Origin of the sequence: Mesorhizobium sp. M4A.F.Ca.ET.022.05.2.1 (assembly GCF_003998845.1) — a bacterium.
In the GTDB taxonomy this organism is placed as follows: Bacteria; Pseudomonadota; Alphaproteobacteria; order Rhizobiales; family Rhizobiaceae; genus Mesorhizobium.
Genome location: NZ_RZOJ01000238.1, coordinates 1 through 9,375, shown reverse-complemented (window position 1 = coordinate 9,375; position 9,375 = coordinate 1). Strand labels below are relative to the sequence as shown.

At 64.0% G+C, this 9,375-nt stretch carries 8 protein-coding genes and 1 pseudogene; 2 read left to right on the top strand and 7 right to left on the bottom strand.

Annotated elements, in window-relative coordinates; all coding sequences use genetic code 11:
• The 4 genes and pseudogenes from EN745_RS22710 to EN745_RS22695 form a co-directional block, all read right to left on the bottom strand.
• A pseudogene (locus EN745_RS22710) lies at positions 1-225 on the bottom strand (hypothetical protein); the annotation flags it as partial.
• A complete protein-coding gene (locus EN745_RS22705) occupies positions 222-1,757 on the bottom strand; it encodes an undecaprenyl-phosphate glucose phosphotransferase (protein WP_127422311.1) in 1,536 nt (511 codons plus the stop codon). The pseudogene EN745_RS22710 and the gene EN745_RS22705, both read right to left, overlap by 4 nt.
• Positions 1,758-1,909: 152 nt before the next feature.
• The gene (locus EN745_RS22700) at positions 1,910-3,040 is read right to left on the bottom strand and encodes a glycosyltransferase (protein ID WP_126054926.1); all 1,131 of its coding nucleotides are present in this window, start codon (positions 3,038-3,040) and stop codon (positions 1,910-1,912) included.
• Positions 3,041-3,048: 8 nt separating this feature from the next.
• A complete protein-coding gene (locus tag EN745_RS22695) occupies positions 3,049-3,612 on the bottom strand; it encodes a polysaccharide biosynthesis/export family protein (RefSeq protein ID WP_126054925.1) in 564 nt (187 codons plus the stop codon).
• Positions 3,613-3,872: 260 nt separating this feature from the next.
• On the opposite strand from EN745_RS22695, the gene EN745_RS22690 reads away from it, so the two are divergent.
• Entirely contained in the window at positions 3,873-6,047 is a 2,175-nt protein-coding gene (locus tag EN745_RS22690) for an exopolysaccharide transport family protein (protein ID WP_127422310.1), read from the top strand.
• A 59-nt stretch (positions 6,048-6,106) separates the two neighbouring features.
• Here the strand turns inward: EN745_RS22690 and EN745_RS22685 are convergent, their stop codons facing one another.
• Positions 6,107-7,333 carry a GNAT family N-acetyltransferase gene (locus EN745_RS22685; protein WP_127422309.1) on the bottom strand — a complete coding sequence of 409 codons (1,227 nt, stop codon included), beginning with the start codon at positions 7,331-7,333 and terminating at the stop codon, positions 6,107-6,109.
• 90 nt (positions 7,334-7,423) lie between these two features.
• On the opposite strand from EN745_RS22685, the gene EN745_RS22680 reads away from it, so the two are divergent.
• The gene (locus EN745_RS22680; protein ID WP_127422308.1) at positions 7,424-8,482 is read left to right on the top strand and encodes a polysaccharide deacetylase family protein; all 1,059 of its coding nucleotides are present in this window, start codon (positions 7,424-7,426) and stop codon (positions 8,480-8,482) included.
• A gap of 166 nt (positions 8,483-8,648) precedes the next feature.
• Here EN745_RS22680 and EN745_RS22675 read toward each other — a convergent pair whose 3' ends face one another.
• Both EN745_RS22675 and EN745_RS22670 read right to left on the bottom strand, forming a co-directional pair.
• The gene (locus tag EN745_RS22675) at positions 8,649-9,047 is read right to left on the bottom strand and encodes a DUF1801 domain-containing protein (protein ID WP_127422307.1); all 399 of its coding nucleotides are present in this window, start codon (positions 9,045-9,047) and stop codon (positions 8,649-8,651) included.
• Positions 9,048-9,098: 51 nt separating this feature from the next.
• Positions 9,099-9,375: DUF1801 domain-containing protein (locus EN745_RS22670; RefSeq protein ID WP_189363125.1), on the bottom strand; the 277-nt coding region annotated here is incomplete at its 5' end.

Here is a 9,375-nt window from a genome sequence, read left to right as displayed (position 1 = left end):
TGGGACCACCGCGCGCGAGATGCGCAGGCCGAAAACCCCCCACACGGCGATGAGCCCGACCATGTAGAGGTCATAGGGCGCCGGCTCGTCAATGACGAAGCCCGAGAGCAGCAGGCCGAAAAAGACCGCGCCGGATGCAATCAGTGCGATCAGCTTGGCGTTGACCGCCTGAGGCGGCAACCTATTGACCGCCGCCGCCGGCAGATCATGGGCGACCGCGCTCAATAGGCATTTTCCGTGTTGAGCAGCCGCACTGGGGTCAGGAACAGGATCCTGAGATCGAACAGCAGCGACCAGTTCTCGATGTAATAGAGATCGTATTCGGTGCGCATGCGGATCTTTTCATTGGTGTCCAGCTCGCCGCGCCAGCCATTGATCTGCGCCCAGCCGGTCACGCCCGGCTTGACCTTGTGCCGGGCGAAGTAGCCGTCGACCACCTCATTGTAGAGAAGGTTGTGCGACTGGGCGGCGATCGCATGCGGGCGCGGTCCAACCAGTGACAGCGAGCCGAACAGCGAGTTGAAGAATTGCGGCAGTTCATCGATCGAGGTCTTGCGGATGAAGCGGCCGACGCGGGTGACGCGCGGATCGTTTTTGGTCACCGTCTGCTTGGCGGTCGGGTCCGATCGATCGGTGTACATCGAGCGGAACTTGTAGACCTCGATGATTTCGTTGTTGAAGCCGTGCCGCTTCTGCTTGAACAGCACTGGCCCCTTGCTGTCGAGCTTGATGGCGATGGCCGTCACCAGCATCACCGGCGAGAAGACGATGATGCCGATGATCGAAAACAGGATATCAAAGGCGCGCTTGGCGACCGAGTCCCAGTCGTTGATCGGCTTGTCGAAGATGTCGAGCATCGGCACCGAGCCGATATAGGAATAGGCGCGCGGGCGGAATTGCAGCGCATTTGAATGTGCCGACAGACGGATGTCCACCGGCAGCACCCACAGCTTCTTCAAGAGCTGCAGCACGCGCGATTCGGCAGTCAGCGGCAGCGACACGATCAGCATGTCGATGCGGGCGATGCGGGCAAAGTCGATCAGCTCGGAAATGGTGCCGAGCTTGGGATAGCCGGCGACGATCGGCGGCGAGCGCTTGTCGCCGCGATCGTCAAAGATGCCGCAGATGCGGATGTCGTTGAAGGGCTGCCTCTCGACAGAGCGGATCAGCATCTCCGCCGACTTGCCGCCGCCGACAATGACGGCGCGCCGCTCCATGCGCCCATCGCGGGCCCAGCGCCGGATCAGGTTGGACATCACCAGCCGGAGACCGAAGATGAGCACGAAGCCGACGACGAACCAGGTGCCGAACAGGAGGCGCGAATAGTCCTCCGACATCTTCATGGCGAAGGCCGTCAACGCCATCAGCGCGAAAGTCCCGGCCCAGACCAGAAGCACCCGGCCAAAACTGGCGATCGGCCGCATGAGGGCGGCGATCTGGTAGGAATCGGTGACGTCGAGCAGCACCACCGCCAGGAACGAGGCGGCGGCGATCGTTACTGGATACTGCCAGGCGAGATAGTTGAAGAAGCCGACATAGTAGAAATAGAGGCAGAGGCCCGACACGAACAGCAGCGCGAATTCGACCATGCGCAGCACGCCGCTGACCATGATCGGCGACATCGTATCGCGCCGGTACTGCGAGGCGACCTGACGCGCCACATCGTTCAGGCCGCTCGCTGCTTCGCTCTCGGCAGGGCCGTCGAATTTGCGTACCGCATTCATTGAAAAGCGGCGTGCGGGGTCGATCTCGTTCATTGGATTGTCCGCGGGCTTCGCTCGGCTGAATAGCAAAAGAGAGCTAAGAAACCCTTGAGACAACAGATGGCTTTGAAGCGGTTGCCACCCTGCGTTGAGGCGGACGGGGCTGGTCAGCGTGAGAAAACGTCCCAGAGCAAATCGACCACGCTCTAGCGCCGGAGCGCGGCAAAATAGGCCTTCTCGATCTCCGCGGCCATAACGTCGGCGCCGAATCGTGCCTTGAGGTCGGGCGCCCCGGGCATCAGGCGCTGATAGGCGCCGAGATCGGAGAGCGCGTCGCTCAGCCTGTCGCCAAGCTGGTTCGGGTCGGGACGGATCAGGGCAGGGGAGGCTTCGCCGAATATCTCCGGTATGCCGCCGACGGCGGTGGCGATCATCGGCTTGCCGGCGGCCAGCGTCTCCAGCACGATATAGGGCATGGCCTCGGCGCGCGAGGGCACGACAATCAGCTCCGCCAGCGCGAAGGCATCCCGGGCCGGCATGGGCGGCAGGAAGCGGACGTGGCCGTCGAGCCCAAGGCGCTTCACCTGCGCATGGTAGCGCGGCAGGTCGTCGCCGTCGCCGACCATCACCGCGCTAATCTGGCGGCCGAGTCTGTTGCCGGCCAGCGCCACCGCGTCGATGAAGATGTCCGGTCCCTTTAGGTCGCGCATCATGCCGATGTAGAGCAGGTCCGCCGCTTCGGGCAGGGTCGGCACCACGTCGAACTCTGTGGCGCGCAGACCATTGTAGACCAGCGTGTTGGGGATAGGCGGTTCGCCCACCTTCCTGCGCCAGGTGCGCCTTTCATAGTCGGAGACGAACAGCAGGCAGTCGGTGAACCGGGCCATGAATCGCTCGAGCGCGAAGAACAGCTTCCCGGTGGCCGTCGTCTCGTCATAATGGAGGGAGCCGCCGTGCGGCGAATAAAGGCGGGCTACGCGAGACCTTGATACCCGCAACAGTGAGCCGAATAGACGGGCATAGGCGCCACCCTTGGCGCCGTGCCCGTGCAGCACGTCCGGCCGCAATTCCTTGATGATTCTGTATGTGCGCCAAGCCGAGGCGAGGTCGCCCGGCCCGACATGGCGCTGCATCGGCGTGCGATGGATGCCGAGCGCCAGGCTGTCCTTCATGCCCTCGAAGAGATGCTCTTCGAAAGCGCCGCCGGTGGTCGAATCGCAGACGATTCCGACCGAGTGACCGGCGGCGAGCTGCGCCTCGGTCAGGTCGCGCACATGGCGGAAAATCCCGCCGACGGGTGAGCGAAAGCAATGGACGATCCGCAGGTTCGCCGCCACGTTGGTTTTCAGAACAGCCGTTCGCGCACGTAGACGGTGTCGCCGGGTAGCAACGGATCGGATGTGACCACCCGCCCGGTCATCACCTTGCCGTTGATGTCGCGGGTGATGTCGACGCTCTCCTGGTTGGCGCGCGGCGAGAAGCCGCCGGCGATCGCGATGGCTTTTTGCACGGTGAGGCCCGGCACATAGGAATACTGGCCGGCCGCGCCAACTTCGCCCATCACGAAGATCGGCCGGTAGCGGTCGATCTCGACCGAAACATCGGGGTCGCGCAGATAGCCTTGCCGCAACTTGTCGGCGATTTCCTTCTCGAGCTGCTGGGCGGTGTGTCCGCGTGCCGGCACGGAGCCGACCAAAGGGAAGGAGAGATAGCCGGACTGGTCGACGCTGTAGGTGTTGGTCAGGCCATCCTGCTCGAATACGGTGACCCGGACGCGATCTCCGGCACCCAGCCGATAAGGTTGGTCGAGCACCTCATGGAAGGCCGCTGGTGTCGGCCGATAGCTTGAGCAGCCGGCGAGCATCGATACGGCAAGCAGAGCACGAAAAAGGGAGGCAGTGCTTTTCATGACCGGTCACGAACCTTCATCGCTGGCCGCCAGATGTTGCGGCAAACCCCAGGGAACGGAATCCGTTATCCTCCTGTTAGGGTTAATGGCCGGTAAAGGTTTGCCGTCCCGGGCGGCGGCGGTTGCCAAAAAGCGTAGCTATTCTACTGTCTTTGCTGAATGTTCTTCAGTCGTCTCTAATGGCGCCCGCTCTTATCTTAACGGCTGAGTTACCATAGTTGTTTACGGTCCATCCTAGACTCAAGTTCGGAGCAGGATGCATGTCCGTTCAGTCCGCGGCCGCAGACGTCGATGTCGATCTCAGGCAACTCTTCGCCAGCCTGGCGAGGAACTGGTTGCGCATTCTTATCGTTGCGCTTGCCGTCACTGGTCTGGCTTTCGCGCTCGCCTGGCTTGCCACGCCGCAATACAAGGCCGAGACGAAACTGCTGATAGAAACCCGCGAATCGGTCTTCACCCGGCCTGACGGCACGAGCAACGACAGCGAAAAACCGATTCTCGATGAGCAGGGCGTCGCCAGCCAGGTCGAGGTCATTTCCTCGACGGACATCCTCAAGCAGGTGGCCGCCAAGCTCAACCTGTCGAAGCTGCCCGAATTCGACGAGGCGGCCAAGATGTCGGCGCTCAGCCGCCTGCTTGTCATCGTCGGGTTGAAAAGCGACCCCAACGAAATCGCGCCGGAAGAGCGCGTGCTGAAGAAAATGCGCGAGAAGCTCAACGTTTACAGCGTTGAAAAATCTCGCGTTATCGTCATCGAGTTCTCCTCGGAGGATCCCAGGCTCGCCGCCGACATCCCGAACGCCATCGCCAACACCTACATTTCCGTCCAGGGCAACGCCAAGCTGGAATCGAACGCCGCAGCCACCGACTGGCTTGCGCCCGAGATCGCCGACCTGTCGAAGCGGGTCAAGGATGCCGAGGCCAAGGTCGCCGACTTCCGCGCGCAGTCGGATCTCCTGATGGGCGGCAACAATGCGGTGCTGGCTACCCAGCAACTTTCCGAACTGTCCACCGAACTGTCGCGGGTGCGCGCCAATCGCGCCGCCGCCGAGGCGACCGCCGACAGCGTGCGCAAGGCGCTGCAGTCAGGCGGCTCGCTGGATGCGGTTCCGGAAGTTCTGAATTCCGACCTGATCCAGCGCCTGCGCGAGCGGCAGGTCGAGCTCAGGGCCAACATCGCCGACCTCTCCACCACCTTGCTCGACAATCATCCCCGCATCCGCGCCCTGAAATCACAGCTTGCCGATCTCGACGGCCAGATCCGTAACGAGGCGCAAAAGATCATGAAGGGTCTGGCGACGCAGGCGCAGACGGCGCAGGCGCGCGAGAACCAGCTCCTCGGCGACGTCAACACGCTGAAGGCCGCATCGGCCCGTGCCGGCGAGCAGCAGGTCGAGCTCGACGCGCTGCAGCGCGACGCCAACGCCCAGCGCCAACTGCTTGAATCCTATATGACGCGCTTCCGCGAGGCCTCCTCGCGCAGCGATCGCAACTACCTGCCGGTCGATGCGCGTATCTTCTCGCGCGCCGTGGTGCCGTCGGAGCCCTATTTCCCGAAGATCGTGCCGATTGTCGGCGCCGCGTTTGTCGCCTCGCTGCTGCTGATGGCGGTCGCGACGCTGCTTCGGGAGTTGTTTTCGGGCCGCGCCATGCGCCCGGCCACCGGTGCGCGATTTGGACGAATCGAGCAGGTGCAGATGCCGGTTGCCCGCGCCGAGCCCGCGCTTGTCGATGCCGGGCTGACCAGGCATCGCTCGACCGAACCGGAGGCAGGGCCGGAAGCAGTCGCCGCAGCAGACGCGACGGATGGAGACACCGGGCAGCAGGCCTCGACGCTGGGCGAGATTGATATCGAGAAGGCGGCGGAGAAACTGATCGCTTCTGGCACGGCGCGCGCCATATTCGTGTCGCCGGAAGGCGACGAGGCAGCCGCTTCCGCCGTGCTGGTAGCGCGCGAGGTCTCGGACGCCGGCCTGCGCGTGCTGCTGCTCGACCTCACCGCATCGGGTGCCGCCTCGCGGCCGATGCTGGACAGCGGGCTTTTCCCGGGGATCACCGACCTGCTCGCCTCGGAGGCGCAGTTCAGCGACGTCATCCACGCCGACCTCTACTCGGACTGCCACGTCATCCCGGTCGGCACCGCCGATCCGGCCCGCGCCATGCGCGCCGCCGATCGGCTGCCGATCATCATGCAGTCGCTGACCACCGCCTATGATCTTGTCGTGGTCGAATGCGGCCCGGCCGACGCGCAGGGCATCGGCCGGCTGGTGGGCGAGGGCACCGAGGTCTTCCTGTCGATGCTGGAAGCCGACGACGAGGTGACGCAGGCCGCAGTCAAACTGATCGAGAACGGCTACCCCGAGCTCACGCTGGTGACGCCGCTCGGCCACGAGGCCCCGGGGACGCCGGTGCCAGGACGCCGCACGGCGGCGTGAGACCGCGATTCTCTGGCGGCTTGCCGGGGCATCGTTCGAATGGTCTCAGCGGTCAGTGATTAGTTGTCGTCCTCGGCGGCAGGCGCCGCCTGTCCGGCGGCCTTGCGGCGTAGCATCTTGGTCAGCTTCCAGATGAGCGGGCTGTTCTTGATGAAGGCCTTTGTCCGCGCGCCTTGCCGGAGCGCCAGCGCCAGCGCGCGGCCTTTCAGCGTCAGCGGCACCAGCACCTCGAAATGCTGGGTCTCAATATCGCACCATAGCCGCTTGTAGGGTTCGTCGCCGACCGAGAAATCATAGACGCCGAATCCGGCCTGGCAGGCTTCCTGGATGTTGTCGAAGAACAGGAAATCGCCGGGGCTCGTGAAGGCGAGATCGTCCTCGGCGATCGCGCCGAACTCGCAGATCAGGCGCTTGCCCGAGAGGCTCGATCCGGTGACGGCGCGCAGCTTGCCGGCGACTTCCAGGCCATGCAACACAAACGACGGTTTTCCCTCTGCCAGCGCTTCGGTGAACAGGGTGCGGAAGAAGGCGCGGACCACCGGCTCGCCGAACACATTGGCGATGCCCATCTTGCGGAAGCGCACCTCCTTCATGTCGAGGAAGGCATCGAGCAGCCTGTCCACCTCCGCGCGCGTGCGCGCCTCGATACGGCGGAAGGCGCCGACCGCCTCGAATTTGCGCGTCTGCGAACGGTGCTTCTTGCGCTTGCGCTTGCCGCTGGCGCGCGCCAGCAGCGCGTCGAAGCCGCCGTCGAGATCGACGCCGAGCGACAGATTCGGGCTCGGAAAATGGGGCAGGGCGGCGAGCGGATTGCCGACGCCGTCGAGGTCGGGCAGCAGCCGCTCAAGTGAGATCAGGTCGATGTCGGGCCGCGCCCGGGCGATGCTCTTCAGCATCGAACGGACCGCCGCGGCGTCGGCGCTTGGCAGCCGGCCCGGCGCAGCGGCGGCGAAATTGCCGTTGGCATGGCGGCCACCCATGAAGCGGGCGATGCGGAATGGTCCACGGCTGACGACTTCAAGGGCCAGAGAAAGCACCTGCTCGTTTTCGACGCTGAGTGCCGCAACGACAATGTCGGGCTGAACCGCCCGAGCCCAGTTGCTTACCCAAACGGCACTTTGCGCCGGCGCGAACAGCGCCGAAGCGCAGAATCGCGCGTAAGTAGCAAGTGCCGCGCCGTCGCCGATGGTCACCGACAGGCCGGCTTGACCGACCGCTATGGTGCGTGGCGGTGTCTCGCTCGCGGCCAGCCGATTGCCGCCAAATGGCGCGGTGGCGTCAACCATACCTCAATCCTTAAGGCGTATTCGTCTCAACCTGGGGGTACGCATGGGCACGTCGCATGCTGGATGAGCCTAGGCGCAAAAGGTGAAGGAATGATCGACGGGGGTGAAGCAATCCGGAAACTGGCGCTGAACGTTGCCCGCTACACCGGCCTTGCCCCGCTGGCAAAGCCGTTTGTCGGCGGCATCGGCGCCATCCTCATGCTGCACCGGGTCACCGCGACGCCGGAGAAGCCGAACGGCGTCAACCGTCACCTGAACATCGCGCCCGGCTTCCTCGACGCCCTCATCGCCGACCTGAGGGCCGAAGGCTACGCTTTCGTTTCGCTGGACGAGGCGATCGAACGTATCAAGCACGGCGGCAAGGGCGGTCAGTTCGCCACCATCACCGCTGACGACGCCTATCGCGACAACATGACTGAGGCGCTGCCGGTGTTGGAAAAGCACGGCGCCCCGATCGCCATCTATGTCGCGCCCGGCCTGATCGACGGCGCCTCCGATCTTTGGTGGGACGTGATCGAGGATATCGTCAACGCCCGCGATCGGCTGACGCTGACGATGCCGGACGGCTCCGTGACGATCGATTGCTCGACGCGGGGGAAAAAACTCCAGGCCAATGCGCGCCTGCATAGCTGGCTGACCGCGGAGGTGCGCGAGGAGGACCAGCGCGCGACGCTGCGCGAATTCGCGCGCGCGAACGGCATCGATCTGGAGACAAGGCGCCCGAGCACGCTGATGAGCTGGGACGAGATCCGCGCCATGGCAGGACACAGGCTGGTGACGATCGGCGCCCACACCGTCAACCATCTCAACTTGAAGCGGCTTCCGGAAGCGGATGCCCGGCATGAGATCGGCGATGTCCGGCGCATATTGCTGGAAAAGCTCGGCCAGGAACCGCGCCATCTCGCCTATCCCTATGGCTATGCCAGTGCCGTCGGCTGCCGCGAAGTGGGCTTTGCCAGCGACGCCGGCTATGTCTCGGCGGTGACGACGCGCCATGGCGTGTTGCGCGCCGAGCATGCCGGCTTCCTGCACGCCTTGCCGCGCATCTCCGTCAACGGACGCTACCAGAGCGTCGCCCATATCCGCACGATGCTGTCCGGGGTTACGACGCCGCTCGCCAATGCCGGCAAAATGGTGGTGACGATCTAGGTCTGTTGATATTCAGGTGAGGCCAGCCTGCAAACGGCGCTTTCCTGCGCTTCCGGTGCTCACGTACTTTAAGTACGCTCCGCTCCGGTTCTCGGAAATCACCGTTTTCGACTCGGCCTGACCTGAATCTCAACAGACCTTGGCCGCCGCCGGTCGATCCCGCGGATTATTTCCTGGCCTTGGACTTGTTCAGGCTCACAGCCGCGCGAACCAGCGCCTTCAGAGCCTCCGCGTTTATCGCATCGCCCTCGTGGAAGTCGATGGCGCGCCTGGTGTTGCCCTCCAGGCTGGAGTTGAAGAGACCGGAGGGGTCTTCCAGGGCAGCCCCCTTGGCGAAGGTCAGCTTGACGACGGCCTTGTAGGTCTCGCCCGTGCAGATCATGCCGGCGTCCTCCCACACCGGAACGCCCCTCCATTTCCACTCCTCCACGACGTCGGGATCGGCGTCCCTGATCAGAGCGCGGAGCTGGCTGAGCATCTGACCCCTCCAGTCGCCTAACTCCTCGATCCTGGCGTCTATCAGCTGCGAAGGAGACTTGCTTTCCGGCGATGCGCTATTCTTCATGGCTGGCTGTCACTTCCTTCGTGTTGTTTGCCCCTCGTGTCCATCGGCTGGTCACATCTTTTCGCCGGGCAACCGGCTGGCCTGCCTCACCCAGTCGGCGACCTGGGCTTCGTCGACTGGATCGTCCTCGCGGATGTCGAGGTAGCGCGTTTCCTTGGTCCTGGACTCGCCTGGGGGCAGCGGGCTGAGCGATGTTCCGCGGAAGAACGCCACCTTGACGTAGTTGGGGAAGCAATGAATGCCGAGGAACCAGCCCTGGCCCTCGACCCCGTAGAGCGGCGAGTTCCATTTCACCGCCTTTTCGACGCTGGGGAGGCTACGCTCGATC